The 26,932-nt window shown below is 74.2% G+C and carries 26 protein-coding genes and 1 tRNA gene; 15 read left to right on the top strand and 12 right to left on the bottom strand.

Annotation, left to right across the window (positions count from 1 at the left end):
- The first annotated feature begins 365 nt into the window (after positions 1 to 365).
- Genes PSU4_RS00720 through PSU4_RS00700 form a run of 5 tightly spaced genes read left to right on the top strand, consistent with a single transcriptional unit; the run spans position 366 to position 6,172 of the window.
- Positions 366 to 1,130: an alpha/beta hydrolase gene (locus PSU4_RS00720; RefSeq protein WP_147101603.1), complete on the top strand. Its 765-nt coding sequence runs from the start codon at positions 366 to 368 to the stop codon at positions 1,128 to 1,130.
- Positions 1,127 to 2,986 carry a rhodanese-like domain-containing protein gene (locus tag PSU4_RS32875; protein ID WP_147101601.1) on the top strand — a complete coding sequence of 620 codons (1,860 nt, stop codon included), beginning with the start codon at positions 1,127 to 1,129 and terminating at the stop codon, positions 2,984 to 2,986. Before PSU4_RS00720 ends, PSU4_RS32875 begins: the two co-directional genes overlap by 4 nt.
- 1 nt (position 2,987) lies before the next feature.
- Positions 2,988 to 4,076 carry an LLM class flavin-dependent oxidoreductase gene (locus tag PSU4_RS00710; RefSeq protein ID WP_147101597.1) on the top strand — a complete coding sequence of 363 codons (1,089 nt, stop codon included), beginning with the start codon at positions 2,988 to 2,990 and terminating at the stop codon, positions 4,074 to 4,076.
- Positions 4,073 to 5,407: an FAD-binding oxidoreductase gene (locus PSU4_RS00705; RefSeq protein WP_147101594.1), complete on the top strand. Its 1,335-nt coding sequence runs from the start codon at positions 4,073 to 4,075 to the stop codon at positions 5,405 to 5,407. Before PSU4_RS00710 ends, PSU4_RS00705 begins: the two co-directional genes overlap by 4 nt.
- Before the next feature lie 3 nt (positions 5,408 to 5,410).
- Entirely contained in the window at positions 5,411 to 6,172 is a 762-nt protein-coding gene (locus PSU4_RS00700) for a class II aldolase/adducin family protein (protein WP_147101592.1), read from the top strand.
- Between the two features lie 141 nt (positions 6,173 to 6,313).
- Here the strand turns inward: PSU4_RS00700 and PSU4_RS00695 are convergent.
- Positions 6,314 to 6,388: transfer RNA gene (locus tag PSU4_RS00695), tRNA-Ile, on the bottom strand.
- Between the two features lie 199 nt (positions 6,389 to 6,587).
- Here PSU4_RS00695 and PSU4_RS00690 point away from each other — a divergent pair.
- Positions 6,588 to 6,959 (top strand): TraR/DksA family transcriptional regulator, encoded by a 372-nt coding sequence (locus PSU4_RS00690; RefSeq protein ID WP_147101589.1) that lies wholly within the window; start codon positions 6,588 to 6,590, stop codon positions 6,957 to 6,959.
- Here PSU4_RS00690 and PSU4_RS00685 read toward each other — a convergent pair.
- Positions 6,946 to 11,358 (bottom strand): NAD-glutamate dehydrogenase, encoded by a 4,413-nt coding sequence (locus PSU4_RS00685; RefSeq protein ID WP_147101585.1) that lies wholly within the window; start codon positions 11,356 to 11,358, stop codon positions 6,946 to 6,948. The genes PSU4_RS00690 and PSU4_RS00685 overlap by 14 nt on opposite strands.
- Positions 11,359 to 11,460: 102 nt before the next feature.
- Here PSU4_RS00685 and PSU4_RS00680 point away from each other — a divergent pair, with 102 nt between their 5' ends.
- Positions 11,461 to 12,330, top strand: coding sequence for an LLM class flavin-dependent oxidoreductase (locus PSU4_RS00680; RefSeq protein ID WP_186816665.1), 870 nt, complete (start codon positions 11,461 to 11,463; stop codon positions 12,328 to 12,330).
- A 5-nt stretch (positions 12,331 to 12,335) separates the two neighbouring features.
- Here the strand turns inward: PSU4_RS00680 and PSU4_RS00675 are convergent, their stop codons facing one another.
- The 4 genes from PSU4_RS00675 to PSU4_RS00660 all read right to left on the bottom strand — a co-directional run bounded on the left by PSU4_RS00675 (position 12,336) and on the right by PSU4_RS00660 (position 15,598).
- Entirely contained in the window at positions 12,336 to 13,193 is an 858-nt protein-coding gene (locus PSU4_RS00675) for a mycofactocin-coupled SDR family oxidoreductase (protein ID WP_147101580.1), read from the bottom strand.
- Positions 13,194 to 13,314: 121 nt separating this feature from the next.
- Positions 13,315 to 14,625: a glycosyltransferase gene (locus PSU4_RS00670; RefSeq protein ID WP_147101577.1), complete on the bottom strand. Its 1,311-nt coding sequence runs from the start codon at positions 14,623 to 14,625 to the stop codon at positions 13,315 to 13,317.
- A 12-nt stretch (positions 14,626 to 14,637) separates the two neighbouring features.
- A complete protein-coding gene (locus PSU4_RS00665; RefSeq protein WP_147101575.1) occupies positions 14,638 to 15,237 on the bottom strand; it encodes a TetR/AcrR family transcriptional regulator in 600 nt (199 codons plus the stop codon).
- A gap of 85 nt (positions 15,238 to 15,322) precedes the next feature.
- Positions 15,323 to 15,598: a DUF4242 domain-containing protein gene (locus PSU4_RS00660; RefSeq protein ID WP_147101572.1), complete on the bottom strand. Its 276-nt coding sequence runs from the start codon at positions 15,596 to 15,598 to the stop codon at positions 15,323 to 15,325.
- Between the two features lie 220 nt (positions 15,599 to 15,818).
- On the opposite strand from PSU4_RS00660, the gene PSU4_RS31080 reads away from it, so the two are divergent.
- Together PSU4_RS31080 and PSU4_RS00655 are read left to right on the top strand one after the other, a co-directional pair.
- On the top strand, positions 15,819 to 15,989 hold the full coding sequence (locus tag PSU4_RS31080) for a hypothetical protein (RefSeq protein ID WP_186816664.1): 171 nt from the start codon (positions 15,819 to 15,821) through the stop codon (positions 15,987 to 15,989).
- 8 nt (positions 15,990 to 15,997) lie between these two features.
- The gene (locus PSU4_RS00655) at positions 15,998 to 16,579 is read left to right on the top strand and encodes a DUF5698 domain-containing protein (RefSeq protein WP_147101569.1); all 582 of its coding nucleotides are present in this window, start codon (positions 15,998 to 16,000) and stop codon (positions 16,577 to 16,579) included.
- Here the strand turns inward: PSU4_RS00655 and PSU4_RS00650 are convergent.
- Together PSU4_RS00650 and PSU4_RS00645 are read right to left on the bottom strand one after the other, a co-directional pair.
- Positions 16,566 to 17,252, bottom strand: coding sequence for a helix-turn-helix domain-containing protein (locus PSU4_RS00650; protein ID WP_147101566.1), 687 nt, complete (start codon positions 17,250 to 17,252; stop codon positions 16,566 to 16,568). The genes PSU4_RS00655 and PSU4_RS00650 overlap by 14 nt on opposite strands.
- A 120-nt stretch (positions 17,253 to 17,372) precedes the next feature.
- On the bottom strand, positions 17,373 to 19,100 hold the full coding sequence (locus tag PSU4_RS00645; RefSeq protein WP_147101564.1) for an ATP-binding protein: 1,728 nt from the start codon (positions 19,098 to 19,100) through the stop codon (positions 17,373 to 17,375).
- 422 nt (positions 19,101 to 19,522) lie between these two features.
- On the opposite strand from PSU4_RS00645, the gene PSU4_RS00640 reads away from it, so the two are divergent.
- The 5 genes from PSU4_RS00640 to PSU4_RS00620 all read left to right on the top strand — a co-directional run bounded on the left by PSU4_RS00640 (position 19,523) and on the right by PSU4_RS00620 (position 22,901).
- Positions 19,523 to 19,762 carry a hypothetical protein gene (locus PSU4_RS00640; RefSeq protein WP_147101561.1) on the top strand — a complete coding sequence of 80 codons (240 nt, stop codon included), beginning with the start codon at positions 19,523 to 19,525 and terminating at the stop codon, positions 19,760 to 19,762.
- Positions 19,763 to 19,887: 125 nt separating this feature from the next.
- Positions 19,888 to 20,322 (top strand): DUF7144 family membrane protein, encoded by a 435-nt coding sequence (locus tag PSU4_RS00635; protein WP_147101558.1) that lies wholly within the window; start codon positions 19,888 to 19,890, stop codon positions 20,320 to 20,322.
- A gap of 15 nt (positions 20,323 to 20,337) precedes the next feature.
- A complete protein-coding gene (locus tag PSU4_RS00630; protein WP_246114875.1) occupies positions 20,338 to 20,778 on the top strand; it encodes an SHOCT domain-containing protein in 441 nt (146 codons plus the stop codon).
- Between the two features lie 26 nt (positions 20,779 to 20,804).
- A complete protein-coding gene (locus PSU4_RS00625) occupies positions 20,805 to 22,400 on the top strand; it encodes an MFS transporter (RefSeq protein WP_246114874.1) in 1,596 nt (531 codons plus the stop codon).
- 81 nt (positions 22,401 to 22,481) lie between these two features.
- The gene (locus PSU4_RS00620) at positions 22,482 to 22,901 is read left to right on the top strand and encodes a DUF7144 family membrane protein (RefSeq protein WP_147101555.1); all 420 of its coding nucleotides are present in this window, start codon (positions 22,482 to 22,484) and stop codon (positions 22,899 to 22,901) included.
- On the opposite strand, the gene PSU4_RS00615 is transcribed toward PSU4_RS00620, so the two are convergent.
- Genes PSU4_RS00615 through PSU4_RS00605 form a run of 3 tightly spaced genes read right to left on the bottom strand, consistent with a single transcriptional unit; the run spans position 22,880 to position 25,329 of the window.
- Positions 22,880 to 23,254 carry a hypothetical protein gene (locus tag PSU4_RS00615; protein ID WP_147101552.1) on the bottom strand — a complete coding sequence of 125 codons (375 nt, stop codon included), beginning with the start codon at positions 23,252 to 23,254 and terminating at the stop codon, positions 22,880 to 22,882. The genes PSU4_RS00620 and PSU4_RS00615 overlap by 22 nt on opposite strands.
- 45 nt (positions 23,255 to 23,299) lie before the next feature.
- Complete coding sequence (locus tag PSU4_RS00610; protein WP_147101549.1) at positions 23,300 to 23,878, bottom strand: HD domain-containing protein; 579 nt, start codon at positions 23,876 to 23,878, stop codon at positions 23,300 to 23,302.
- Positions 23,878 to 25,329 (bottom strand): hypothetical protein, encoded by a 1,452-nt coding sequence (locus tag PSU4_RS00605; RefSeq protein ID WP_186816663.1) that lies wholly within the window; start codon positions 25,327 to 25,329, stop codon positions 23,878 to 23,880. Before PSU4_RS00605 ends, PSU4_RS00610 begins: the two co-directional genes overlap by 1 nt.
- Positions 25,330 to 25,484: 155 nt before the next feature.
- Between PSU4_RS00605 and PSU4_RS00600 the strand changes: the two genes are divergently transcribed.
- Positions 25,485 to 26,012 carry a DUF6325 family protein gene (locus tag PSU4_RS00600; RefSeq protein ID WP_147101547.1) on the top strand — a complete coding sequence of 176 codons (528 nt, stop codon included), beginning with the start codon at positions 25,485 to 25,487 and terminating at the stop codon, positions 26,010 to 26,012.
- A gap of 347 nt (positions 26,013 to 26,359) precedes the next feature.
- Here the strand turns inward: PSU4_RS00600 and PSU4_RS00595 are convergent, their stop codons facing one another.
- Complete coding sequence (locus PSU4_RS00595) at positions 26,360 to 26,893, bottom strand: potassium channel family protein (RefSeq protein ID WP_222596121.1); 534 nt, start codon at positions 26,891 to 26,893, stop codon at positions 26,360 to 26,362.
- Positions 26,894 to 26,932: the final 39 nt, after the last annotated feature.

Here is a 26,932-nt window from a genome sequence, read left to right as displayed (position 1 = left end):
CGTTGGACATCGCGGCGGGCGTCGGGTTGGCTCGTCGTATGCGGAGCACGGCACCCACGAACGACACCCGGTCGCTGCCGGGCGTCGGGGTGTCGCCGGGTGCACCGGCCGGTCCTCGCACCGGTCGCCGTGAGGATCGTGACGGGCTGACGCAGCGCCGAGTCATCGACCACGGCACTGTGCACTCCGCGATCTGTCGGCCCGCTGCCGCGTGACCGCCCGACCAGCCGGTCCGCGACCTTCCTCCTGACGAACGCCGGCGTCGGCGCGCGTCCGTTCCCGTCCCCACTCCGTGGCACCGTCGCGCCGTGCCGCGCCCTCGCGCGTCCCGTGGCGGTCCCACCTTTCGAAAGAGGTTGATCCGAGTGACTGTTGCCGGAGCAGTACCGGTCGTCGCGTCGTGGCGCGAGCCCGACGGCATCGCGCCCCGCGGAACCGTCGTGGTGGTGCCCGGCCGCGGGGAGCACGCCGGGGTCTACGAGCGTTTCGGGCGCCGGGTCGCGGCCGACGGGTACCGCGTCTGGGCCGTCTCGGACCCGACCTTCGACGAGGAGCGGTCGACAGGGCAGATCCGGGCCCTGCTCGCGGCCGACCCGGCCGGCGAGGTCGGACCGCACCCGCGGGTGCTGGTCGGCTCGGACTCCGGGGCGCTCCACGCCGCCGGTCTCGCCGCGACGGGCGGGATCGGGACCGGGATCGACGGCGTCGTCCTCGTCGGGCTGCCGTCCCGTGACGACCCGGCGCTGTCCGGGAGCTGGGACGACGAGCTGGCGGCGCGGACCTCCTGCCCCACACACCAGGGCCGCCTCGGCAACGACGACGTCGTGCGCCGCGGAGCGCTCGCCGGGCGGATCCCCGCCTCGTGGTTCGACCGGGCGCAGAGCGCTTCGATCACGGTTCCCGTCCTGGGCCTGCACGGCGAGGCCGACGCGGTGAGCCCGTTCGCTGCTGCCGCGTCCTGGTACGCCGGGGCGCCGGCGGCCGAGCTGGTCGGGATCGCCGACGGCCGCCACGATGCCCTGAACGACCAGACCCACCGCACCGCCGCCGCGACCGTCGTGCTGTTCCTCGAACGGCTGCGCCTCGGTACCGACGCACCGGCGATCGCCCGGGGGGTGACGCTGCGATGACCACATCCGTGGAGGCCGCCCGGGCGGAGCGCCGGTACGTCGTGATCGGGGCGGGCGCGGTCGGTGCGACGCTCGCCGCCGAACTGCACACCGCCGGGATCGCCACCGTGCTGGTGGCCCGCGGCGCGCACCTCGACGCGCTGCGCGCGGGCGGGCTGCGCTACCTGCGCCCCGACGGCGAGCACGTCGTCGGCGTCCCGGTCGTGTCCGGCCCGGCGGAGGTCGACCTGCGCACCGGTGACGTCCTCGTGCTGGCCACAAAGGCGCAGGACGCCGAGTCGACGATCGCCGACTGGGCCTGGCGTGCGGTCAAGGGCGGGCTGTCAGCGGCCGAGTCGCTGCCGGTCCTGGTGCTGCAGAACGGTCTGGACACCGAGCTGGTGGCGTTGCGCCGCTTCGCCACCGTCTACGGAGCGGCCGTCTGGTCGCCGTCGACCTACCTCGTGCCCGGTGAGGTCGAGTCGCCCGCGGCACCGGCCGTCGGGATCGTCTGGGTCGGCAAATTCCCCGGAGGCCACGACGCCCGCCTTGACCCGATCGCGGACGACCTGCGCGCGGCCCGGCACCTGGTCGAGGTCGTCGAGGACATCCCGCGGTGGAAGGCGGGCAAACTGCTCGGGATCGTCGTCAACGCCCTCGACGCGCTGTACCGGCCGAGCCCGCTGCGGGACCGGGTCGGCGCGGCGCTGAGCGCCGAGGCGCGGGCGGTCTACGCCGCGGCCGGTCGGCTCGCCGCCGATCTCCCCGCCGACACGACGCTGGACCTGTCCCGGTTCGTCAGCCATCCCATCCCGGACCGCCCGCCGGCGGGCCGTTCGACCTGGCAGAGCCTCCAGCGTGGGGCCTCGCTCGAGTCGGACTTCCTCAACGGCGAGATCGTGCTGCTCGCACGCCTCCACGGTGTCGACGCCCCGCACAACGCTGCTGCGCTCGCCCGCATCCGGCGCGCCGAACGGGAGGGCACCCCGGCCGGTTCCCTCGGTGACGACGACCTGCGCGTGACCTTCCCACAGCTCGACGTGTTCACCGACGCCGCGGCACTGGCGGCCGAGCTGGCGGGCCCGCGCCCGCCCGTGCTCCTCGACGTCCGGTGGGCACTCGGCGACCCCCACGGTCGCGAGCACCACCGTGACGGGCACCTCCCCGGTGCCGTCTACGTCGACCTCGACACCGAGCTCGCGGCTCCGGTCGGGGACCCCCTCGCGGGCCGTCACCCGTTGCCGGACATCACGGACCTCCAGGCCGCCGCCCGCCGCTGGGGGGTGAGCGTGGACCGGCCGGTCGTCGCATACGACGCGACCGGCGGGCTCGCCGCCGGACGTGCGTGGTGGCTGCTGCGCTGGGCCGGGCTCACCGACGTCCGGATCCTCGACGGCGGGCTGGGCGCCTGGGTCGCCGGCGGGCTGCCCCTCGAGACCGGCGCCGTGCCGGACCCCGGCACGGGCGACGTCGAGCTGAGCCCCGGCCACCTGCCCGTCCTCGACGCCGACGGCGCCGCCGACCTCGCCCACAGCGGGCTGCTCCTCGACGCCCGCGCCGCCGAGCGCTACCGGGGTGAGACCGAGCCGATCGACCCGCGCGCCGGTCACGTCCCCGGCGCGGTCAGCGCCCCCACGGGCGACAATCTCGCTCCCGACGGTCGGTTCCGCCCACCCGCGGAGCTGCGGACCCGTATCGCGGAGCTGGGAGAGGGGCCGGTCGGAGTCTACTGCGGGTCCGGGGTCACCGCCGCCCACGAGATCGCCGCGCTCGCGGCTGCCGGCATCCCGGCAGCACTGTTTCCCGGCTCCTGGTCCGCGTGGTCGTCGGACCCGGCACGACCCGTCGCGGTCGGATCCGAGCCGGACGGGGGCTGAGGTGGCCGTCGAGTTCATCAGTGCCGTCCACACGACTCCGACCACCGAGGCCACCCCCGGCGGGCGTCGCCGCGAATCCTTCGATCCCGACTACACCCGCCGGTTCGTGCACGCCCTCGACGAGGGCGGGTTCGACTGGACGCTCGTTGCCTACGGCTCCTCGTCGGTCGACGCGAACCAGCTCGCCCAGTTCGTGCTGAACCATTCGGATCGGATCGCGCCGATGCTCGCGCACCGACCCGGCTTCGTCGCGCCGACCCAGGCCGCCAAGGTCTTCGCCACCCTGGACCGGATCGGCGGCGGACGCATGGGTGTGCACGTCATCTCCGGAGGCGACGACCACGAACAACGTCGCGAAGGCGACTACCTCGACAAGTCCGAGCGTTATGCCCGCTCCGAGGAGTTCATCCGTATCCTGCGTCAGATCTGGGCGTCCGACGGGCAACCCGTGAGCCACGAGGGCCGGTACTACCGCTTCGAGGACTTCGCCACCGACATCCTGCCCGTGCAGGACGCGCTGCCGATCTCGGTCGGCGGCTCGTCCGGACAGGCGTACCGCATCGGCGGCCGGCTCGGCGACATCTTCGGGCTGTGGGGCGAGCCCCTCGCGGAGACAGCTCAGCAGATCGCGGCGGTCAACGCCCACGCGGACGCCGCCGGCCGGCCGCCCCCGCGGATCTGGGTGTCGTTCCGGCCGATCGTCGCGGCCACAGGCGAGCTCGCCTGGGAGAAGGCCCACGATGTCCTGGGGGCGGTGCGCGCCAACGGGTCCGTCGAGAACTGGCAGCCATCGAACGTCGGGTCGCAGCGACTGAGGGCCGTGGCGGCCCGCGGCGAACGGCACGACCGGGCGCTCTGGACCCCGCTCGTCGACGCCACCGCGCAGCCGGGGAGCACGACCGCCCTCGTCGGCAGCTACGAGACCGTCGCGAAGGCCCTGCTCGACTACGTCGACATCGGCTGCGAGCTGCTGTCCATCCGTGGCTGGGACCCGCTCACCGACGCGATCGACTACGCCCGCCACGTCGTGCCGTTGGTACGTCAGGAGCTCTCGCACCGGGGCGCGACCACCGTGAAGGAGCCCGCGTGACGTCACTGCTGCCCGCAGGATGGACCACCGACCGGGCCGTCCTCGACGCCCACCGGCTCGACCGGTCCGGTTTCGACCCCGGTGGGCGCCCACGTGCGGTCGTCTTCGCGGAGTCCGCCGACGAAGTCGCCGAGGTGCTGCGGATCGCGAACGCCGACGGGTACCCGGTTGTCACGCGCGGTGCGGGGACCGGCCTGTCGGGCGGCGCGGTCGCGACCGACGGCTCGATCGTCGTGGACCTGTCGCGGATGAACCGGATCCTGGAGATCTCCGCGACCGACGAACTCGCCGTCGTCGAACCGGGAGTGATCACGGCGGACCTCGACCGTGCCGTCGGCAGGTACGGGCTGCGCTACGCCCCCGACCCGGCCAGCGTCGCGATCTCGACCATCGGCGGCAACATCGCCACCAACGCCGGCGGCCTGCGCTGCGCCAAGTACGGCGTCACCCGGGACTCGGTCCTCGGGCTCGATGTCGTGCTCGCCGACGGCAGACGGATCGCGACCGGTCGGCGGACCGTGAAGGGCGTCGCCGGCTACGACCTGACCGGCCTGTTCGTCGGCTCGGAGGGGACCCTCGGCGTGGTCGTGGGAGCAACCCTGCGACTACGCCCGGCCCCTGTCCGGACCGCCACCCTCGCCGCGTTCTTCCCCGACGTCGTCGCCGCGGCCGCCGCGGCCGCCGCCGTCACCGCCGCTCGCCTGCAGCCCGCGGTCGCCGAGCTGCTCGACCGGGCGTGCCTCGACGCGATCGACGACGCCGACGGCACCGCGTTCCGCACCCGGGGCGCCGCGTTCCTCCTCGTCCAGACCGACGGACCGGGGGCGGACGTCGAGATGGACGCGGTGCGCGCAGTTGTCGAACCGCTCTCCGAAGACGTCGAGGTCACCGTCGACCCCGTGCGCGCCGAGGCACTGCTGTGGACCCGCAGGGCGGCGCTGCCCGCCTTGCAGCGCCACGGGCGCGTCCTGATCGAGGACGTGGCCGTGCCCCGGTCCCGGATGGCCGAGGCGGTCGCGGCGATCGAGGATGTCGGCGACCGGTCCGGGATCCGGATCGCGACGATGGCACACGCCGGCGACGGCAACCTGCACCCGATCCTTGTCCTCGACCACGGCCGAGCGTTCGACGAGGACGTCTGGAAGGCCGCGGGCGAGGTGTTCAGAACCGCGCTCGACCTCGGCGGCACCCTCACCGGCGAACACGGGGTCGGCCTGCTCAAACGCCGGTGGCTCGCCGACGAGCTCGGTCCCGACGTCCTCACCGTCCAGCGCAACCTCAAGGCCGTCTTCGACCCGAACTCGATCCTCAACCCAGGAAAGAAGGTCTGACCGATGACCACCACCGCGCACGTCCTGGTGCACGACAGCGACAGTGAGCTCGTGGCCGAGCGCGAGCGCCGCAAGGTCGCGCTCGCCGCGACGCTGCGGCTGTTCGCGAAGTTGGGCTACGAGTTCGGCTTCAACGGCCATCTCACCGTCCGCGACCCGGCCTCCGACGACCTGTTCTGGGCCAACCCGTGGAAGGTCCCGTTCGGCCGGGTCCGGGTCTCGGACCTGCTGCTGGTCTCCGCATCCGACGATCCGGCAGGCCGGGTCGTGCAGGGAGCCGCGGACGCTGCGGTGTCCGGGTTCGCCGGCCAGCACATCCTGCACTCCGCGCGGGAGGACGCCGTCGCCGTCGTACACGTCCACTCCCCAGCCGGGTTCACGTGGGCGAGCCAACCGCAGGTCCTCGACCCGCTGACCACGGACTCGGCACTCATCCACGGTCTGCAGGCCGTCCACGAGGACTTCGGGCTCACCGGTGAGGGACACCGGACGACCGCCGACTCGCTCGGCCCGACCGCGAAGATCCTCGTCCAGCGCGGCCACGGTTTCATCACCATCGGCCGGTCGCTGGAGGAGGCGGCGTTCTACTTCATCGCAGCCGAACGGGCAGCCCACCAGCAACTGCAGCTCGAGGCCGCGGGGCGGGGCGAGCGGATCGACGACTCGCTGCTCGCAAAGTGGGCGTTGACTCCCGACCTCGCCGAGCAGCACTACTTCCCGCACCTGCAGCAGGTCCTCCACGACGAGGTGGACATGCTGCTTTGACGGCGCGTGAGCAGCGGCAATCGACCCGCAGGTACCGAACGCGCGCACCTCGTGGAGCCCGCTGGTTGCGTGGCGTCCTGACCCACCTGTACCGGTTGTAGGCCGGTGCCGGGTCTGCAGCATTTTGCCTGTTCACGAGAGTGGGGCGGGTGGGGCTCGAACCCACGACCTGACGGATTATGAGTCCGCTGCTCTGACCAACTGAGCTACCGCCCCGGCCGCGCCACACTATCGGCTCGCCCGGGAGCCGCGGCCGGGGCGTACGAGCCGGACGGGATCGGGTCGTCGGGGTGCGGGGGCGATCTGCTCGACCAGCTTTATGTACTCGAGGAACTCGGGGCGGTCGCAGGTGAACATCGGGCTCACCGTCGGACACGTGGTGGCGATCCCCCGGAGTCGAGGGGACGCTGGGGGCATGGACGGATCCGGTCTCGACCCTGCCGCGCGGCTCGCGGCCGCGCGTGCCGACATCGAGGCGCGGATCGGGGGGTTGAGCCGGCAGGTCGCTGCGCTGGCCGACGAGCAGGCTCTCACCACCCACGACGACGAGCACGATCCCGAGGGGGTGACGATCGGGTTCGAGCGGGCGCAGCTGCAGGGGCTGCTCGCGGGGGCGCGCCGCGACCTGGAGGGGGTCGACCGGGCGGAGCGCAGGCTCGTCGACGGCACGTACGGGCGGTGCGCGCGCTGCGGCCGCCCGATCCCGCCCGAACGGCTCGACGCGCTGCCCGCGGCCGGGACGTGCGTCGCCTGTGTACCGTCCCGGCGCCGGGTCAGTCGGTTGTGACGCGTGCCGTCGAACGTTCCGAGAGGGTGAAGTAGAGTCTCGCGATCTCGTCGAGCGGCAGTTGGTGGGCGGGTGCGGCGACCTCGACGACGTCGAGCAGTCCGTGGGCCGCGGCGAGCGTCGCGACCCGGTCGGCCAGGGTTGCCGGGACGCCGAGGCCGGTGAGGGCGGCGGCGCGGTTCGCCGTCGCGACGGACTCGGCGCCGCGCAGCATCGTCCCGAGGTCGGGAAGCAGGCGGTGCACTGCGCCGGTGAACCGTTCGATCTCGGCGGGGACGTCGAGCGGGCGCGGACGGCAGGTGAGCAGCCAGCGTGCGGCGACGTCGAGGAGCCGGCGGGTCGCGACGGCGATCGCGTCGAGCGCGGCGGTCGGCACCGCCCCCGGGAGCGCGGCGACCCGGCCCCACAGCTCCGGCAGGTCGAACACGGTGGCCGCGACGCGGAACGCGCGCACGGCGTCGTCGACACTTCCGCCCGTGTCCTCGCCCAGCCGGTGGGCGAACGTGATCCCGGCCCGGTCGACCAACTCGTTGACCAGCATCGTCGCGACGATCTCGCGACGCAGCGGGTGGGCGGCGACGGCGGCGGGGAAGCGTTCGCGCAGCGGGCGGGGGAAGTACCCCGGCAGCCGGTCGGCGAACTCGGGCCGCTCGGGGAGGTCGGTCGCCAGGACGGCCGCCTTGATGTCGAGCTTGGTGTGCGCGAGCAGGACCGCGAGCTCGGGTGAGGCGAGCCCGTGGCCGGCGGCGGTCCGCTCGTCGATCTCCGCGGGGTGGGGGAGCGCTTCGAGGTCGCGGTCGAGCCCGGTGCGGGCGGCGAGCCCGTCGATCATCCGGGCGTGCACCCCGACGGTGTCCGCGGCCCGGGTACGGGCGACACCGAGGGCGGCGTTCTGGTCGATGTTGTCGGCCAGGACCAGCTCGGCGACCTCGTCGGTCATCTCCGCCAGGAGGGTGTCGCGACCGGTCCGGTCCAGCTCTCCTGCCGTCACCAGCCGGTCCAGCAGGACCTTGATGTTGACCTCATGGTCGGAGCAGTCCACCCCGGCCGAGTTGTCGATCGCGTCGGTGTTGATCCGCCCGCCCGCGCGCGCGAACTCGATCCGGCCCAGCTGGGTCAGCCCCAGGTTGCCGCCCTCCCCGACCACCCGCACCCGAAGCGCCCGGCCGTCGACGCGGACCGCGTCGTTGGCCTTGTCGCCGGCGTCGGCGTGCGACTCGGTCGAGGCCTTGACGTAGGTGCCGATCCCGCCGTTCCACAACAGGTCCACCGGCGCCGACACGATCGCCCGCACCAGCTCCGGCGGGCTCAACCGCTCGATGTCGGAGGCCAGTCCGAGGGCCGCGCGCAGCTGCGGGCCGACGGGGACCGACTTGGCGGTGCGCGACCACACCCCGCCGCCCGCGCTGATCACGGACCGGTCGTAGGCGTCCCACGACGAGCGCGGCAGCGCGAACAGCCGGGCCCGCTCGGCCCACCCCGCCGCCGGATCGGGGTCCGGGTCGACGAACACGTGCCGATGATCGAAGGCGGCCACCAGCCGTATGTGCGGGGACAGCAGCATCCCGTTGCCGAACACGTCCCCGGACATGTCACCGATCCCGACGACGGTGAAGTCCTGCGACTGCGTGTCCACCCCCAGCTCCCGGAAGTGGCGTCTCACCGACTCCCACGCGCCGCGCGCGGTGATGCCCATCGCCTTGTGGTCGTAGCCCACCGAGCCGCCCGAGGCGAACGCGTCGCCGAGCCAGAACCTGTACCCGGCGGCCACCGCGTTGGCGACATCGGAGAACCGGGCCGTGCCCTTGTCCGCGGCCACCACCAGGTAGGAGTCGTCACCGTCGTGGCGCACCACCCCGGGTGGGGCCACCGTCGCCCCATCGACGACGTTGTCCGTCACGTCCAGCAGGCCTGAGATGAAGATCCGGTAGCAGGCCTCAACCTCGGCCGGATCCGGCGCCGGCGCGGCCACCACGAACCCGCCCTTGGCCCCCACCGGCACGATCACCGCGTTCTTGACCATCTGCGCCTTGACCAGGCCCAGGATCTCGGTCCGGTAGTCCTGCGGACGGTCCGACCAGCGCAACCCGCCCCGGGCGACGGACCCGAACCGCAGGTGCACCCCCTCCACCCGCGGCGAGTACACGAAGATCTCGAACCGCGGCCGCGGCGACGGCATGTCCGGTATCGATCCCGGATCGATCTTGAACGAGAAGTACGGCCGGTCCCGGAACCAGTTCGTCCGCAGCGTCGCCGTGAGCATCGCCAGGTGTCCGCGCAGGATCCGGTCGGCGTCGAGGCCGGCGACGTCGTCGATCAGGGCCGTCGCGGTGGCGAGCGCCTCTGCGCAGCGCTGGTCCCGGCCGGCCGCCGGTGGAGCCGGGTCGAAGCGGGCCCGGAACAACGCGACCAGCGCCCGCGCCGCGTCCGGGTGGGCGAGCAGGATGTCGGCGACGTAGCGCCGCCCGAAGGGCCCGCCCAGCTGGGACGCGTAGCGCGCGTAGGCGCGCAGCATCGCGACCTCGCGCCACCCCAGGCCGGCGTGCAGCACCAGGGCGTTGAACCGGTCGGTCTCCGCGGCCCCCGACCAGGCCGCACGGAACGCCGCACAGAACCGGTCGCGGGCCGCCTGCCCACCGCGGCCCGACAGGGTGAACCGGGTCGCGGCGTCGGCCGCGAGACCGAAGTCGTAGAGCCGGCAGCCGACCCCGTCGGGCCGGACGATCTCGTAGGAGCGTTCGTCGAGGACGTCGACGCCGAGACTCTGCAGGACCGGCAGCACCGCCGACAGTGACACCGGGGCACCGGCCACGATGAGCCGGAAGTGCAGGTCGTCGGGCTCGCCCGCCAGCTCCAGGTGCGGGTCGGTGCCCAGGTCGCGCACGCGGCGCAGATCGGCGACAGCACGCACCGGGTCGGCGTCGTCGCGGTAGCCCTGGGGCAGCCCCGGCAGGTACTCCGCGATCTGCTCGGCGTCCTTGCCGGCGGCGTCGACGACCCAGTCGTCCCAGGTCAGGATCGCCGCTGCGAGCTGGGCGCGTAGGCGCTCCCCGTCCGGTGGCGGCGCGGCCGCGCCGACGTGGACGGTGAAATGGACCTGCACCGGCCCCGTCTCCCCGACGATGACGCCGTGGTCGACACGCCAGCCGTCGAGCTCGCGCAGCAGCACCCGCTGCATCGCCGAGCGCGCCTGCGGTGAGTAGCGGTCGTGGGGGAGATGCACCAGGCAGGACAGGAAACGTCCGTACGGCTCGGCCTGCACCGTCAGCAGCAGCCGCCGATCGTGGGCCAGGGTGAGCACGCCGACGGCCGTCTCGTGCAGGGTCTCCTCGCTCGTCCAGAACAGCTCCTCGCGCGGGCAGCGCGACAGCACGTCGAGCAGCTGCTGGCCGCTCCAGGACTCGACGGGGACCTCGGCCCGATGGATCGCGGCGCGCACCCGTCGCTCGACGACCGGGATGTCCAGGACGTGCTCGTGCAGGGCCGCGGTGGTGAACAGCCCGAGGAACCGGTGCGCCCCGACGGTGCGGCCGCGCTCGTCGACGATCCCGATCACGACGTCGTAGGGGTGCTCGGGGCGCAGCACCCGGCTGGGGGCGTCGGCGCGGGTGACCACGACCAGCGGCCGGTCGCCCGCCACGTCGGGGATGTCGTCGCGGATCCCGTTGTGGCGCAATACCCCCAGCCCCGACCCGGGCACGGCGCGCAGCGTGGTGTCGACGGCCTCGTACCGGCGGTAGCCGAGGAAGCTGAAGTGACCGTCGGCGAGCCAGCGCAGTAGCCGCGCCGCGTCGTCGCGGTCGGGCGAGGGGCTCGCCCCGGAAAGCTCGTCGGCCACGGCCAGGACCGTGCCGGTGAGGCGGGTGGTGTCGGCGGCGACGTCGTGCACCGCCGCGAGCACCTCGTCGAGCTCGCTTCCGAGGTCCTCGCCCTCCTCGGGCGCGGCCGGGTCGAGCTCGAGCCGCATCCACGCCTCGACGAGGGTCCCGGCGGGCGGGTCGGCCGGGTCGGCGGCGGCGTCGACGTCACGCAGCCGCCCGTCGGGGTCGCGGCGCACCACCACCATCGCGTGCACGACGTGGTGCACCTGCCGACCGACCCGCCCGATCCCGGCGAGCACCGACGGCACCAGCGCGGGGGTCTCGTCGGTGACCAGGTCGACGATCGTCGCGGACCCCGCGTGATCCCCGGGGCCGCCATGGATGTCGACGACCGAGGTCCGCGGGGCGCGGCGGACGGCGAGGCGGAGGTGCGCGCGGGCGGCGGCGTCGAGCGAGCCGGCGGGGTCGTCGAACCCGACGACGGCGGCCGCGGCGTGGCGGGCGTAGAGCCGCTGCAGGTCCTCGGGCAGCGGATCGGCCGCCGGATCCGCGGGCGCGTCCTCGGTTGCTCGGCTCATCAGCCACCCCCACCTGCGACGACGGGGTCGCTCACCTTAGCGGGGATCGGGATGGGGGGCGAGGGGTCCCGGATCGCCTCCGGCGGAGGAAGGATGGGGCCGGTGAAGGTGCGCATCGGGATCGGACTGGGTCAGGGCGACATCGGCAGCGACGACCTCGCCGAGGTCATGGCCGCCATCGACACCCACGACCTCGACTCACTGTGGATGTCGGAGATCCTGACCTCGCCCGGGCCGGACCCGTTGGTGGCGCTGGCCTCCGCGGCGCACCTGCACCCGTCGCTGCGGCTGGGGGCGACGATCGTCCTGCCCGGGCGCAACCCGGTGCGGCTGGCCAAGGCCCTCGCCACGCTCGACCGGCTGTCCGGCGGGCGGCTGCTGCTGACCTTCGTCCCCGGGCTGCCCCGCGGTGTGGAGAGCGCGGCCGTGGGGGTGCCCGTGGCGGACCGCGGGGCGGTGATGGACGCGGTGCTGCCGAAGCTGCGGCGCTGGTGGGCGGGGGAGGAGGTCGACGGCGTGCGGGTGCTGCCGCGCCCGGTCCAGGACCCGTTGGAGCCCTGGCTCGCGGGGCTCGCCCCGGCGTCCCTGCGTCGCTGCGGCCGGTTCGCCGACGGCTGGCTCGGCGCGTTCTGCACCGTCGACGAGGCCGTCGCGGCGCGCGACGCCATCAACGCCGCGGCCGACGCCGCCGGCCGGGAGATCGATCCCGAACACTTCGGGATGAGCATCGGCTACGCCGTGACCCCGCCCGACGACGCGCAGCTCGCCGCGATCGCGGCGCGGACCCGGGGGCGCGAGATCGACCCTGCCGACGTGGTGCCGGTCGGCCCGGCCGAGGTGCGCCGGCTGCTCGAGCGTTTCATCGAGCAGGGCTTCTCGAAGTTCGTGCTGCGTCCCACCCGACCGTCGGCGGCCGGGTGGGACACAGAGCTGGGGTCACTGGCCGCGGAGGTCGGCCGGTTGCAGACCTGACCGGGTCAGGAGCCGGTACCGACGGGGTTGGCGCCGGGCAGCAGCAGGTGCCCGTTGTCGACGGCGATGTTCTGCCCGGTGACGTTGGCGGCCAGGTCGGAGTTGAGGTAGAGCGCGGTGTCGGCCATGGCCTGCGGGTCGATGAACGAGGTGCCCTTGACCGCGCCGTAGTGGTGGCCGCCGGCGATGAGGTCGTCGCGGGTGCCGCCCTCGTGGCCGGCGAACCAGTCGTAGAACACCTGGTTGTCGGTCATCGCGGTGAGGGTGGCGCCTGGGCTGATCGAGTTGCAGCGGATGCCGTGCGGGGCGAGCTCGAGCGCGATGTTCTTGGCCAGGCCGATGACGCCGTGCTTGGCCGCCACGTAGTGGGTGAAGTTCGCGGTCGCCTCGAGCCCGTTCACCGACGCCGTGACGACGATCGACCCGCTGCCCCGCTCGATCAGGTGCGGGGTGGCGGCCTTGATCGTCTTCCAGACGCCGGTCAGGTTGATCCCGATCATCGCGTCCCACTGCTCCTCGGTGAGCTCCCAGAAAGGCGCGAAGGCGTGGATGCCGGCGTTGGCGATCACGATGTCGATGTGGCCCAGCTCGTCGACGGCCCGGGCGACGGCGGCGTCGAGCGCGGCCTGGTCGCGGACGTCGGCCTCGACGTCGACCACCCGACGGCCGTGCTCGCGCACGAGCTTGGCGGTCTCGGCGTGGTCGTCGGCGGTGGCGAGCCCGTAGGTCGTGTCGACGACGTCGGAGACGACGTCGACGATGACGACGTCGGCGCCCTCCCGCGCGCACGTGATCGCGTGTGCGCGGCCCTGGCCACGCGCTCCACCGGTGATGAAGGCGACCTTGCCCTCGAGCATGCCCATGCGGTCTTCTCCTCGGGTCCCGAACCTCGACCGGACGTCGTGGCCACCGAGCATGGGCGCGCGCGGGGTCCGCCGGGACCGTCCTTCCACCTGGTCCACCACGCGCTCGGGTCCCCGCACGTCAACAGGGGCGGACGGTCCGCGGCGACGGAAGTTGACCCCCGGGTGCGCTGACTCGACCGTCCGGGTGGTCGTCGTGCAGCCCGACCAGCTCGGTCGCGGCGTCGGCGAAGCACCCGGCCGCGATCTCGGCGGGTGTGATCGTCGCGGCGACGGCACGAGCCGTGTCCCGCAACGCCAGCGCGGTCCGGACGGCGCGCCGCAGCCGGGCCGGGTCGAGCCTGCGGGCGGGCAGGACGACGCCGGTGCCCGCCTGCGCGACGCGGCGCGCCACCTCGGGCTGGTCGCGGCCGAACGGCACCGCGACCACCGGCACCCCCGCCGCGACCGACTTGGCCACGATCCCCATTCCTGACGGGCACACGACGGCCGCGGCCCGGGCCAGCACCGGTGCGTGGGGCACGAACCGCTCGACGCGCACGTTCGGTGCCTGCGGCACGGTCGCGGAGTCGTAGGCGTCGGCGAGGGTGAGGAGGACGCGCACGGGTTCGTCGCGCAGCGCCTCGACGGCGGTGGCGGCCAGTGCCTCGTCGCCCTGGTAGTGCGTCGAGCAGGTGACGAGCACCCACGGTGCGCCGGGCTCGGCGAGCCAGGCCGGCTCGTCGGCGGGCGGGTCCCAGGGCTGGCCGCCGACGATGCGGATGTGCCCGGGCAGGTCGGTGCGCGGGTACTCCAGCGGCTCCCCGGTCAGGACGAGGACACGGTCGGCCCCGCCGACGTGCTGCAGCGGGCTGCGCAGCGGGGGCAGGCCCTCGGCACGGCGCACGTCGTTCAACCCGGGCAGCAGTGACCTGCCGTACGCGCGTTCGACGACCTTCCACAGCACCGCGTCGCGCAGCGCGCCGAGCGGCCCGGTCCGCGGCCGCAGTCCCAGCCCGTAGGGCGGGATCCTGGCGCCGGGGTAGGGCAGCACCGACGGCAGCACGGTCGCCCACGGCAGCCCGGTGGTCTGGGCGGCCGTCGCGGCGCCGTAGGTGTTGGCGTCGACGAGCAGCGCGTCGGGTCGTACCCGGGCGACGGACGCGTGCAGGTCCTCGGCCTCCCAGCCGGAGCGGGCCAGCAGGGCGGCCAGGTCGTCGACGCCGCGGCCGGCCGGGCCGTCGGAGGCCGCGGTGTGGGCGGTGATGCGCGGGTCGACCGGCGCCGCCTCGATGCCGCCGGTGAGCACGCCCGCGCCGGCGAGCCGGTCGACGAGCTCCGGGGACGTCCTCACGTGGATCCGGTGGCCGCGCGCCGCGAGCGCGCGCAGACCCGGGACCAGCGGGAACACGTGTCCCGCGGCGGGCGGGGTGTAGACGAGGAAGGTGCTCATGGCTCCTGCTTCTCAGTCGGTGTCCGACGCGGCGAGCGCGGCGCGCACGAGCATCGCGACGGTGGTCTCGGCCTGGCGGGCGGTGAGGCCCTCGTGCGTGGTGAGCGCGAGCCACAGCTCGATGCCGGTGACGGCGACGAGCCGGGCCCGCAGGGTGGTCCGGGCGGGGTGGGCCAGGGCGGCCAGCGGCTCCGCGAACGCCGCCTCGATCCATTCGCGGTGGGCGCGGCGCCCGCCCTCGGCGTTGGCCGCCAGGGCGGGCGAGCTGTCCTGCTGCGTGAGGGTGCGGTCGAGTGCGGCACCCCACCGCTCGTAGTGGCGGCGGAAGGCCGCGGCCACACCGTCGGGGTCGGGGCCGGGTGGGGCGCCGAGGTCGGCGGCGACCTGGGGGGCGACCCAGGCGCCGACGGCCTCGACGAGCCCGTCCTTGGTGCCGACCCGGCGGATCAGGGTCTGCAGCCCGACGCCGGCGCGTTCGGCGACCGCGGCGAGGGTGATCCGGTCGTACGGCCGTTCGACGAACAGCTCCAGCGCCGCGGCCAGGATCCGCTCGGTGTTGCGGTCCGCGGCAGCGGCGCGGGCGGCCTGCTGGTACGGGCGCGTAGATTTCACGGTAATGACGTTACCGCTAAATCTGCCCACGGGAAAGTGCGGGGCCGGCGCAGCACACGCTGCGCCGGCCCCGGGGGTGGAAGGGTCAGGAGCTCGCCGTCTCCGGGCCGAACTCGGCGGAGACCGTGACGACCAGGTCGGCCGGGAAGTCGCCGCGGCGGGCGTGCTCGCGGACGGACTCGGCGTCGTCGGTCTCGTGCACGCAGTAGATCTTGTCGCCGGCGACGTAGCTGCGGTGCCAGGTGTAGGCGACCCCCAGCTTCTCGACGACCTCGTTCGACGTGATCGCGATGTCGCGCAGCTGCTGCGGCGTCAGTGTCGACGCGCCGGGGATGTTGCGCTCGATCAGGAAGGTGGACATGGCGGGCTCCGTTCGGCGTTCGGTGCCGGGCTCTCCGACCCATCGGACGCTAGGAACCGACGACCACCCGATGCGTCGGGAGCGCTCCCCATCTCGCGCCCCACGACCCCCTACGCCGGCACCTGCGACGGCGCCGCGACGCAGATGGGGAGTTCTCCCGATGTGCCCCCTCACCGGTGCTGCCTAGCGTTCCGGCCACCAACCGAACCTGGAGGACATCGTGAACAGCCACGACATGGCACACGAGCCGGCACTGCGGGCCGTCGAGCTCCGCCGCGCCGCGCAGGAGTACCGACGAGGACGTCGCCGCGCGCCGCGGTCGATCCGGACGCTGCTGCGCGAGGTGCTCGCGCCACCGGGGGCCGGCGTGCCTGCCCGCGACGGGTCGTAGGGGCGATCGTGTCCATCGCGTTCCTGCAACCGCTCGCCATCGCCGCGCTGGTCGTCCTGGAGGTCGGCGTCTGGCAGGTCCGGATGGCGGTGGCCGCACGCGGCCGTCGCCGGGCGGCCGCCGTACTGGGCGCACTGGGTGCCGTCATCCAGGTCGTCGCGCTCGCCCAGGTGGTCACCGACCTCGACAACCCGGCGAACGTCGCGGGATACGCCGTCGGTGTCGCGGCCGGGGTCTACCTCGGTGTCGGGATCGGCGGGCGGCTGGCGGCGGACCCGGTGGAGCACCGGGTCGTCGTCACCGGCGACGGGGCGGAGATCGCCGCCCAGCTGCGTGCCCGGGGCCGCCCGGTGACGACACAGCCCGCGGTCGGCGTCGACGGCCCGGCGACGATCCTGTTCGTGGTGGCCTGCGCCGGGGCGGACGCCGAGGTGGCACGCGAGCTGCGCCGGCTCGCCCCCGACGGGTTCCACACGAGCAGCGTGCTGCGGTCGGCGTCGGCGACACCGCTGCCGCTGGGGTTCGTCCAGGTCGCGGCGGCCCGGGCCGCCCGGGCCGCGGCACGACCGGAGCTGGTCAGGTCGCGGTGACGGCCGGCAGGCCGAGCACGCGGGCCGCCGCGGCGGCCTCGGCACGCGACCGGACGCCAAGCTTGGCGAGGATCGCCGACACGTGATGGTCGGCGGTCTTGGGGGAGATGACGAGCCGCGCCGCGATGTCGGCGTTGCTCAGGCCGTCGACGAGCAGGGCCAGCACGTCGAGCTGGCGGGCGGTGAGACCGGCCGGGTTGGCGCGCGTCGTGGCCTGCGCGCCGCGCGGCACGCTGCGCACCCCCTGCGCGCGCAGCCGGGCGCGGAACCGGTCGGCCACCGCGCGGGCGCCGAGCCCGTCGAGCACGGGCAGCGCGGCCAGCAGGTCGTCGGTCGCGCCGGTGTCCCAGCCGCGCAGCGCGTCGTCGTAGGGCAGGCCCGACGGGGGATCGGTGGGCCCACCGCGACCGGTGCCACCGAGCCGGGCCAGCCACCGGCGCAGCAGGACCAGCGTCGCGTCACGGCCGGTCCAGTCGCGGGTGAACAGCCCGGCCACCAGCGGGTCGTCGAGGCGCGGATCGGGGGTGCGGGTGATCCAGGCGTTCTCCGCCAGCGCGGCCGCCGCCGGGGCGACCATGCCGGGATTGTCCAACCGCCCGACCAGCTCCCACAGCTCGTCGAGATGCGGGTTGTCGGGCGGGGCGTCACGACGGGCCAGCAGCAGCCCGAGCACCAGCCGCGGCCACAGGTGACTCAGCGGCAGGTCGCGTGAGGTGAGGACCGACGGCGCGTCGGTCTCCGCGTCCGCCCAGCGGCCCTGCAGCAGCCGCAGCCGCGACCGGACGCCGAGCTGCTAGGCCGCGCAGATCGGGGTGTCGCGCTCCTCGCTGATGCGCAACGCGTGGGCGAGGGACTCCTCGGCCTGCTCGTAGCGGCCCTGCTCGACGTCGAGATGGCACAGGTTGCTCATCGGGGTGGTCGCGAGGTCGTCGAGGCGGAACCGCAGCCCGACGTCGGTGGCGGCGATCAGGTCGGCCCGGCCCCCGACGTCGCCGTCGATCAGCCGGGCCACCGCCACCCCCACCGACGCCGTGCTGCGCAGCACCTCGTCGTCGCCCAGCTCGTCGGCGATCCGGGCGGCGCGGGCGCCCGATCGGTGGGCGCCGGGGGTGTCGCCGCGGTGGGCGGCGAGGAACGCGTCACGGGCCAGCGCGAACCCGAACGCCCGCGGGTCCCCGGCGTCGCGCAGGATCGCCAGGGCCTCCCCGACGTGGCGCTCCGCGCCGGCCCGGTCGGCCGCGTACCAGGCGAAACCGGCGATGGCGGTGTGCGCGGCGCCGACCGCGGCGGCCTCGCCCGCGCTGCGGCGCAGGTCGAGCGCGCGGGCCCGGGACGTCATGGCGTCCGGGAGCCGGTCGGTCAGGTAGAGCTCGGTGGACAGGTGCTCGAGCAGGTCGGCGCGGACGGCGGGCTCGTCGTCGCCGACGTGGTCGAGCGCGGTCTCGTAGAAGGCGACGGCCTCGCGATGGGCACCCGCGCGGGCCGCGTGCGACGCCGCCTCACGCGCATACCGCAGGACCCGCGCCGCGTCGCCGGCGGCCACGGCGTGGTGGGTGAGCACGCTCGACCCGGCCCCGACCGACTCCATGGCGTCGAGCATCGCGGCGTGCAGGCCCGGTCCGGAACCGGGTGTCATCGCCTCCAGCACCGCGGACCGGGCGATCTCGTGCCGGAACGCGACACCGCTGCCGTACCGGTCGAGCAGCCCGGTCCGCCCCAGCGCCTCGACCGTCGCGGACGTGACGCCCAGGGCCGCCAGCAGCGGTCCGTCGACGGGTTCGGGCGTGCACGACAGCAGCTCCAGACAGCGCCGCGCCGACGCGTCGAGCCCGGCCGTGCGGGCCAGGACGGCGTCGCGGACGCTGCCGGGCATCGGCGAGTCGGGCTGGGCGAGGATCTGGCTGACGAAGAACGGGTTGCCCGCCGTCCTGCGGTGCACGGTCGCGGCGTCGAGACCGAGGTCGGCGACCAGCTCCAGCACCGCCGACCTGCTCAGCGGGGTCAGCTGCAGCCGGGTCGAGTCGGGGCTGGTCACGAGGTCGCCCAGCACCGCCCCGAGCGGGTGCGCGGCACCCAGGTCGGTGCGGTAGGACAGCACGAGCAGCAGGGGCAGCGTCGCGATCCGCCGGGCCAGGAACCGGACGAGGTCGAGCGTCGCCTCGTCGGCCCAGTGCAGGTCCTCGACGACGAGCACGTGCGGGCGCGGTGCCAGCGCGTCCAGCACGGCGGTGAAGATCTCGTGCTGCGCGGTCGCGCCGCGCAGCAGCGCGGGCAGCTGCGGGTCGAGCCGGGCCGCGACGTCGTGCAGCGGCCCCAAAGGGCGGGGCGTGCTCAACGAGTCGCACATGCCCCACAGCACCGGCACCGCCGACCGCGCCTCGCCGGCGAACGCGCGCAGCAGCACCGTCTTGCCGATGCCGGCCTCGCCGGTCACGAGCGCGACGCAGCCCTCGCCGCGGGCACAGCGCTGCGCCCGGCCGAGCAGCACCGACAGTGGATGCTCGCGTTCGAGCAGCTGCATGCCGTCGAGAGTAGGAGGCGCCCGTCCCGGTCCGACAGGTCCGTTCGCACCGTCCCGGCCCGGAACGTCCCCTCCGTCACCGCCGTGCCGTTCCTCTGCCGGCGGCAGCCGACCCCGCTGCTCCGAACGGCCGTGCCGCTCGACGACCGTCGGCGCCCGGCCGGAGGACTCCGGGCCCGAGCGGTGTGGCGGCGCATCCCGCACTGACCCACTGCGAACATCCGGGCGCAACCTCACGGTCGTCCCACCGGCGGAATGCAGCAGTGAGGTTGCGCGCGGTTGTCCGTCAGCCGGGGGAAGCGCGGCGTCCACGAAGGACGCACACGACCACCCCTGCGGGGTGAGCTCCGCCGCCGTCGGCGGCCCGACACTCGACGGCGACTGGCGGGCGGCGTGCCGCACCGCGAGCGGAGGAGGCGCGAATGGCACAGCCCGCCGGCGAGCCCGGCCCCGTGTTCCTGCGGCCCGTCGTCCGGGTCGCCCGCCCGCACCCGCCGCGGCCGGCCCCCGGCCTGGTCGGCGACCGCGCCGGCGCACTGCTCTGCAGGCTGCAGGCCGAGATCGAGGCGGCGGTCGACCGTGGTGTCGTCACGCGGGGGGAGGGGCAGGAGGTGCTGGCCCGGCTCGCGATCGTCGTCGACCAGGCGGTGCACGGGCGCTGACGACGCCGGTCCGGCCCGGATTCACCCGTCCCGGATGGGACGCGGACCCCGGCGGCGGTCGATGGTCACCCCGACACCGGCACGTCCGGCGAGCCGGTCATCGGACAGAGCCGAGAGGGGTCGTGATGAGCAGCCAGACCACGTCGCACCGGACCGGTCCCGCCCACCCGGCCGCGGCACCCGACAGCGGATGGGCGACGTCGGCGGCCGTGTTCGCCGCGATCCTGATGATGCTCGCCGGCGTGCTGGGGGTGCTCGTCGGCGTCGCCGCGATCCTGCGCGACGAGATCTACGTCGTGACCCCGCAGTACGTCGTCGGTCTCGACGTCACCGTGTGGGGCTGGGTCCACCTGGGCCTCGCCGTGCTGCTGGGCGCCGCGGGTGCGGGGGTCGTGTGGGGCCGGGACTGGGCGCGCGTCGTCGGCGTCGGGGTGGCCGGGCTCAACCTGATCGCGCACTTCGCGTTCCTGCCGTTCTACCCGGTCTGGTCGCTGGTGATCATCGCGCTCGACGTGCTCGTGATCTGGGCGCTCGCCGTGTACCCCGGCGAGCCCGACTGAGAGGGAGAGAAGCGGATGTCAATACTGCTCGCACAGTCCGAGTACCCGCTGCTGGACGTGTTCTGGACCGTACTCGTCCTCTTCGGCTGCATCGTGTGGTTCTGGCTGATGTTCCAGATCCTCACCGACGTGTTCCGGCGCACCGACATCAGCGGCTGGTTCAAGTCGCTCTGGGCGATCCTCGTCCTCGTGCTGCCCATCATCGGGTCGCTGATCTACCTGGCCGCGCAGGGCCGGCACATGGGTGAACGCCACCGCGACGACGTGACCGCCGCACGCACGGCCTACGAGCGCGACGTCCGCCGCATCGCCGGCTCCAACGGCAGCACCGGCACCGCGACCGGCCAGATCGCCGAGGCGAAGCAGCTGCTCGACCAGGGCGTCATCACCGAGGACGAGTTCGAGTCGCTCAAGGCGACCGCACTCGGGCGCTCCTTCGGCGAGCACGCGCGCTGAGCGCACCGCGACAGGGGAGGACGAGGGTGGGTACCGACGGGGACGCCGCCGCGCAGGAGCCGGGCCGACGCGAGCGGCTGCTGGGGCTGCTGCTCGCGATGGCCATGTTCGTCCTGGTGGTCGACACCTCGCTGATGAACGTGTCGATCTCCGCGGTGGTCCGCGACCTCGGCACCACCGTCAGCGGTGTGCAGTCGGCGATCGCGCTCGAGGCGCTGGTGTCGGCGGCGTTCATCCTGATCGGCGGCAAGGTCGGCGACCTGATCGGGCGCAAACGCGCCTACCTGGTCGGGCTGCTCGGCTACGCCGTCGGCGCGACCGCGATGACGCTCGCGCAGAGCCTGACCGCGGTCGTCGTGTTCTGGGCCGTGGTCGGTGGGCTCGGGGCGTCACTGCTGCTGCCCGCCATGCAGTCGCTCATCCACGGCAACTTCGAGGGGGCGGCCCGCCGCAAGGTGTACGCCCTCGTCGGGGCCGCGGCGGCGATCGCGGCCGCGGTGGGCCCGCTGCTCGGCGGGTTCATCACGACGTACCTGTCGTGGCGCGTCGGGTTCGCGCTCGAGGTCGTCATCATCATCGTGGTGCTGGTGGGCGCGAAGCTGGTGCGCGACGTGCCCTACACCGGCCCCCGCGGTGTCGACGTCGTCGGCGCGGCACTGTCGGTCGTCGGCATGGGCGGGCTCGTGCTCGGCATCCTGGTGTGGCAGGAGGGCGGCGAGCGGGTCGGGCTCGTCCTCGCGATCGGCGTCGCCGGGATGCTGGGCCTGATGTTGTGGCTGCGGCGCCGCGCCCGCCGCGCCGAACCCGCGCTGCTCGACCCCGGGCTGTTCTCGTCCGCGCACTTCCGGGTCGGGGTCTCGCAGCAGATGCTGCAACAGGTCGCGTTGGGCGGCACCATGATCGTGCTGCCGATCTTCCTGCAGATGGTCCTGGAGTACGACGCCATGGGGGCCGGTCTGACGATCGCCCCGCTGTCGCTGAGCATGTTCGCGATCGCGCTGCTCGCCGGGCGGCGCAGCGGCCGCCGCCGGCCCGCCACCCTCGTGGCCGCGGGCTTCGGCCTCGTCGTCGTCGGGATCGCGGTCCTGCTGCCGCTCGTGCCCCGCGCGGACAGCGGCTGGGTGCTCGTGGCCCCGCTCGTCGTCGCCGGTGCCGGGCTCGGCCTGCTCGTGTCGCAGCTGAACAACTACACGCTCTCCCCGGTCGCGGAGGAACGTGTCAGCGAGGCGGCCGGGGTGAACTCCGCGGCCGGGTCGTTCGGGCTCTCCTTCGGCCTCGCGTTCGCGGGCGCGATCATGCTGGCGGTGCTGTCGGGGACGTTCACCGCGCAGGCCCAGGCCAGCACGGTCCTGCCGCCTGCCGAGAAGCAGCAGGTCGCGCAGGTCCTGGAGACCGACGCCGAGCTGATGAGCAACACCAAGCTCACCGAGCTGCTCGCCGGCCAACCGGAGGCGATCCAGCAGGAGGTCGTCCGGATCAACACCGAGTCACGCCCGTTCGCCCTGCAGATCGGGCTGGTGGTGCCGTTGCTCGCCGCCGCGCTGGGGTTCGTGAACTCACTGCGCATGCGGCGTCTCCCCGATCCCGAGCCGTCGGGCGCGGCGGAGACCACGTTGGGCTGAGCACCGGGCGCGGCCCCGGGGGAGCGTGACCACCCGGTTCGGGCGATGACGGCCCCGGGGCACCGGCTTACGTTGCGCTGCATGGGGATGACGGCGAGTGCGGAACGTGCGGCCGGCCGGCGGACGACGCAGTGGGCCGAGGGCCCGATCCTGTTCTCGGGCGGGATGCTGGTGATCACCGGGATCTTCCAGGTCTTCACCGGTGTCATGGCGCTGGCGCACGACAGGATCTACGAGGGCACGCCCGGGTACCTGTTCGCCTTCGACCTGACCGTGTGGGGCTGGGTGCTGTTCGCGATGGCGATCCTGTCGATCGCCGCCGGTTTCGGGGCGCTGCGGGGCCTGACGTGGGCGCGCGTCGCCGGTATCGCCGCGGCCGCGCTGAGCACGGTCGTGCAGTTCATGTTCCTGCCCTACTACCCGGTGTGGTCGGTGATCGTGATCGTGGTCGACGTCCTGATCGTCTGGGGGCTCGCGTCCTATCGTCGTCCGGCGGTGTGACCACCGGTGTGACCCCTGCGCCGGGCCGCGAGCCGGACCCAGCGCTCGTCCCCGGCGCCCGGCAGGTCCGCTGCCGGGTCGCCGACCGCGACGGTCACGGCCTGGGCGAACAACGCCGCGAGCTCGGCACGGGGGAGGGCGTAGCGCATCCCGCAACGGTCGGCGCAGTAGAACCGGGGTGCGTCGGGCGCGGCCGGCCCGCGGGGCCGGCCGCCGCACGGCACGGTCGGGGCAGGCCGTAGGTAGCGGACACCGCCGCGGGTGTCGGCGCCCTCGACCGTGTGCAGCCGCCCGGTCGCGTCGCCCACCAGGTGTCCGAGCGTGCGGCCGCAGCCCCCGCACAGCAGCGTCACTCGCGTGACGCTGCACGTCGTCCTCGCCGGCATCGTCGGTGGCTATCAGACGCGTGACGCCCGTGGGCGCTGTCCCGCACCGGACCGCAGCCACGCCTCGGCGCGCTCCCAGGCCGCGCGGCGGGCGGGCATGCCGAGGTCGAGGGCCGCGACGGCGACGGGGTCGTCCGCGCGCCGGCGGCGCACCTCGGCCATGCGGGCGTCGAACGACACCGGCCTGCCGCTCGGGTCGGTGCTCATGTCGGCGTACCAGAGCAGGTCACGGACGAGGGTCTGTTCATCGCAGAACTCGGCCATCTGGTCGGTGAGGCCCAGCAGGTCGGCCTTGACCGCGGCGGCCGAGTGGTAGGCCACCAGGTGCGCGACGCGGTCGGGGAAGCCCAGGTCGTGGGCGTACCGGGCGCCGTCGAGTGGGTGGAAGCCGGTCCGGGCCACGGTCGGGGCGTACCCGACGTCGTGGAGCCAGGCGGCCGCGACGAGCGTGGCCGCGTCGGCGGGCGGCAGGCCCACGGCGAGCGTGCGCGCCCGCCGGGCGACGCCGCGGGCGTGCGCCCAGCGTCGGGGCAGCGGACCCGCCAGGGCGGCCCGCGCGGCGGCCGCCGCCGCTGACCCGTCCGCGTTCATCAGCTCGGCCCTTCTTCGGGACCGGGCGGGGTGGCGTCGGCGGCGACGGTCGCCGCGAGGACCCGTGGCGGATCGCCGTCGTTCCCGGACTCGCCGTCCCCGGACCTGCCGTCCCCGGAGCCGGTGGTGGCGGGGGAGGGCTGGTCGAGGAGCTCGACGACGCCGAGCAGTACCAGCAGCACGAGCACGACACCGAGGACCGTCCAGCCCGACGGCCGGTCCCACAGCACGACGACGAGGGCGGCGAGGACGACCAGGGCGGTCCGCAGCGCGACGCGGTGGTCGTGGACCCACGGCCCGACCGGCCCGGAGCCGACCGTGCGGGCGAACCCGCCCCGGCGCATCCGTGCGATGCCGCCTCCGACGGTGCCGCGCAGCCGCACGGCCGTCGCCGACGGTCTGGTGACCCACGCCGCGAGCGCCACGACGAGACCGACCACGAACAGCGTCCGCAGGGCCGCCCGCACGAAGCGCACCACGATGTCGAACGTCGACGCCGCCGCGGCGGCCGACTGCGGGGCGGCGGCCCCGACCACGATCCCACGCACCGCGAGCAGGGCCGCGGCCAGCACGAGCATCGTCGCCATCACCGCGAGCCCGACGACGAGGGTGGCGCGGCGGCGCCGCTTCGCCAGCATGACCCCGGCGATGAGCAGCACGAGCGTCACCCACGGCAGCCAGGTCGCCGCGACGTCGAGCACGGTGTAGAGCGACTGGGCGCGGACGAGCGTGCTCGCCGGGAACAACGCGACCGTCGGATGGATCTCCGGCAGCCGGGCGGCGAGGGAGAACCCCGAGGCCACGAGCTGCTGCTTCGCCGCCTCGATGAACGGATACAGGTCGAGGACGGTCTCGCCGCCCGCAACGGTGAGCGCGGACGGGTTCCCGGCGAGCGCGGCCGCGATCTGCTGGTGGGTCACGGCGAGGGCCCGTTCCCCGGCGGCGACGAACGCGGGGCTCGCGACGAGCTCGTCGACCTTGTCGCCGACGAAGGTGCGGGTGCCGTCGGCCAGCGGCCCGGTCAGCCCGTGGAGGCGGTCGACGACACCCGCCGGCACACCCTGGGCGGCCAGGGCGTCGACGGCCTCGTTCGCGAGCCCCTGCACGTCGACCTGGGCGAAGATCTCCGCGGTGACCCGGTCGGCCAACGTGGACCGGACGGCGGGGTCGGCCAGGATCGGGCTGGTGGTGGCCACGAACCGCTCGGTGTCGGACAGCTGGTTGTGCGCCCACACCGACAGCACGGAGACGGGGACCAGCAGCAGGCCGAGGACGAGCAGGACCGCCGAGGCGACCGACGCCCACCGGGTCGGTGCCCGCGGCGGCGCCGGGGGCGGCGGGGTGGACCTCAACGTGGCGAGCTCGGTGCGCAACCGCTCCAGCTCGGCGCGTTCGTCGATGGTCAGGGCCGCAGCAGCGCTGCTGCTGTCAGGGCTGTCGACGACGGGCATCGTGGCTGCTCCTCCCGGACGAGGGGTGCCGACGACACTTCGCCGCCCCGGGACGCCCGGCATCACCTCGTGAGGGCGAGGTGGCCGATCCGGATGCGACGCACGCTCCCCCGGCGGTCCCGTCATCCGGCGGCCGTAGGACGAAGGAGACGACGATGACGATCGGTCCGGTGCAACTGCTCGTGCTCGGCTTCGACCACCCGAACTTCCAGGGGCGCATCCGCGCCGAGCTGGAACGGCTCCGCGACGACGACATGATCCGGGTGATTGATTTCCTGGCCGTGCACAAGGACGTCGGCGGAGAGGTGTCGGTGCTCAAGGAGAGCCAGCTCGACGAGGCCGAGCGCATCGAGTTCGGGGCCGTCGTGGGCGCGCTGGTCGGGATCGGCGCCGGCCTCACCGCCGAGGAGGGCGCCGAGATCGGGATCGAGGTGATGACCGAGGAGGACGACTCCGTCGACGACCTGTCCTGGGACGCGGTCGCGGAGATCCCGGAGGGATCGGCCGCCGCGCTGGTGCTGCTCGAGCACCGCTGGGCGATCCCGCTGCGCGAGGCGCTCGCCGACGCCGGGGGAGTGCGGCTCGCGTCGGAGTTCGTGAGCCCGCTCGACCTGGTCGAGGTCGGGCTGGTCGCCGCGCAGGAGGCCGAGGCGCTCGCCGCCCGGTCCCAGGACGCGATCTGACGGCCGGGGAGGAGAACACCGATGCTGGGACGTCATCGCAGGATCGCCCGCCGCAGCGGGCGGCGCTCCGGTCGCCGGGTCGCGCGGCGGCTGATGCGCCGCCGCGGCGACTGACAGATCGCCACCGCACTCCGGGCGGTCGGCGCCGCACCACCCGCTCGGGGTGAGGCGCGGCGGCGGGGCCCGGGCCACCGTCGGCGGCCGCGGGGGACGCCCCCGCGGCCGGGGAACCGTGGTGGACGGAGGGGCCGATGGTGCTGGCTGCGTTCGTGGTGCCGGTGCTGGTGATGATCGTCGCGATGACGTTGGAGCGGATCGAGGACCGCCTGCTGGGGCGTCGCCCACCGTCACGGGCCGGGTCCGGTGCGCCGGCGCACGGCGACCTGGACCGCCTCCAGCAGCAGCTTCGCGACGACGCCGACGGCCAGCAGGCCGACGACCATCTGGCTCATGGTGAGGATGCGGGTGAGGCCGGTGGCGGGCGCGATGTCGCCGAAGCCGACCGTCGTGAAGACGGTCATCGTGTAGTACAGCGCGCCGGTGCGGTCCAGTGGCTGGCTGAAGCTCGCGGGGGCGACCTGCGACAGCACCGCGTACGTCGCCGCGTACAGCAGCAGCAGGATCGGCACGCCCGTCGCCACCGTCTGCGCCGCCCGCAGCCGCGGCGTGTCCGAGGTCATGATCATGCGTACCTGCCAGGCGAGCGCGGCGACGAGGGCGACGAGGCCGATGCCGAGCCAGATCACCACGTCGCGGTCGAGCCGGCCGTCCAGGGGTGCGCGGTAGTAGACGACGACCAGCAGCGCCGTGGTGAGGACGGCACGGATCCCGGCCGTGACGAGCATCCGCCGGGTCACCACCCGTGTGTCCGCGTCGTCCATCGCCCCTCCTGTCCGCGTTCCGCAGGGTGGCGGGGGTCC

This window comes from Pseudonocardia sulfidoxydans NBRC 16205, from assembly GCF_007989085.1.
Taxonomy (GTDB): domain Bacteria; phylum Actinomycetota; class Actinomycetes; order Mycobacteriales; family Pseudonocardiaceae; genus Pseudonocardia; species Pseudonocardia sulfidoxydans.
Note: the sequence above shows the minus strand (reverse complement) of the source record. Positions and strands in the feature narration are given on the sequence as shown.

Coding starts and splice junctions, on each gene's coding strand:
- PSU4_RS00610 (WP_147101549.1), bottom strand. CDS start 23,878: ATGAACGCGGACGGGTCAGCGGCGGCGGCCGCCGCGCGGGCCGCCCTG.
- PSU4_RS00595 (WP_222596121.1), bottom strand. CDS start 26,893: ATGGACGACGCGGACACACGGGTGGTGACCCGGCGGATGCTCGTCACG.
- PSU4_RS32875 (WP_147101601.1), top strand. CDS start 1,127: ATGACCACATCCGTGGAGGCCGCCCGGGCGGAGCGCCGGTACGTCGTG.
- PSU4_RS00635 (WP_147101558.1), top strand. CDS start 19,888: ATGAGCAGCCAGACCACGTCGCACCGGACCGGTCCCGCCCACCCGGCC.
- PSU4_RS00660 (WP_147101572.1), bottom strand. CDS start 15,598: ATGTCCACCTTCCTGATCGAGCGCAACATCCCCGGCGCGTCGACACTG.
- PSU4_RS00605 (WP_186816663.1), bottom strand. CDS start 25,329: ATGCCCGTCGTCGACAGCCCTGACAGCAGCAGCGCTGCTGCGGCCCTG.
- PSU4_RS00645 (WP_147101564.1), bottom strand. CDS start 19,100: ATGCAGCTGCTCGAACGCGAGCATCCACTGTCGGTGCTGCTCGGCCGG.
- PSU4_RS00690 (WP_147101589.1), top strand. CDS start 6,588: ATGGACGGATCCGGTCTCGACCCTGCCGCGCGGCTCGCGGCCGCGCGT.
- PSU4_RS00685 (WP_147101585.1), bottom strand. CDS start 11,358: ATGAGCCGAGCAACCGAGGACGCGCCCGCGGATCCGGCGGCCGATCCG.
- PSU4_RS00640 (WP_147101561.1), top strand. CDS start 19,523: ATGGCACAGCCCGCCGGCGAGCCCGGCCCCGTGTTCCTGCGGCCCGTC.
- PSU4_RS00670 (WP_147101577.1), bottom strand. CDS start 14,625: ATGAGCACCTTCCTCGTCTACACCCCGCCCGCCGCGGGACACGTGTTC.
- PSU4_RS00675 (WP_147101580.1), bottom strand. CDS start 13,193: ATGGGCATGCTCGAGGGCAAGGTCGCCTTCATCACCGGTGGAGCGCGT.
- PSU4_RS00630 (WP_246114875.1), top strand. CDS start 20,338: ATGTCAATACTGCTCGCACAGTCCGAGTACCCGCTGCTGGACGTGTTC.
- PSU4_RS00620 (WP_147101555.1), top strand. CDS start 22,482: ATGGGGATGACGGCGAGTGCGGAACGTGCGGCCGGCCGGCGGACGACG.
- PSU4_RS00700 (WP_147101592.1), top strand. CDS start 5,411: ATGACCACCACCGCGCACGTCCTGGTGCACGACAGCGACAGTGAGCTC.
- PSU4_RS00600 (WP_147101547.1), top strand. CDS start 25,485: ATGACGATCGGTCCGGTGCAACTGCTCGTGCTCGGCTTCGACCACCCG.